This is a genomic window from Paraburkholderia sp. SIMBA_054 (genome assembly GCF_046534875.1).
GTDB lineage: Bacteria > Pseudomonadota > Gammaproteobacteria > Burkholderiales > Burkholderiaceae > Paraburkholderia > Paraburkholderia hospita.
This window is the reverse complement of sequence record NZ_JAWRXV010000635.1, coordinates 1-278: the sequence shown is the minus strand read 5'-3', so window position 1 is coordinate 278 and position 278 is coordinate 1. Positions and strand designations below refer to the sequence as shown.

The following is a 278-nucleotide window of genomic DNA, read 5'->3' as shown; positions in this document are numbered from 1 at the left end:
ACGTCGCATTGCTCGAGGATTCCACGGCTGTCGTTGAGTTCACAACCAGCACGACGCAGTCACCGACCGACAAGCCGGTCGTGCAGAAATACGCGCTGACTTTCCGCTACCAGATTGTCCCTCCCACAGCCGAAGACGCGCTCGGCCGCAATCCGTTCGGGCTCTTCTATCCGTTGTTCTCCATGCAGAAGACCCAATGATGAATGCGAACCGAACGTTTGCCTCGTTGATCGCCGCCGCGCTGTGCGTTGGCGCGATGTGCCAGCCGGCCAGTGCCG

1 protein-coding gene is annotated in these 278 nt (G+C 60.4%); it reads left to right on the top strand.

The genetic code is table 11. The features are described from left to right. On the top strand, nucleotides 1-200 hold a 200-nt coding region (locus SB822_RS56630; RefSeq protein WP_410859043.1), incomplete at its 5' end, for a VirB8/TrbF family protein. Nucleotides 201-278 lie beyond the last annotated feature (78 nt).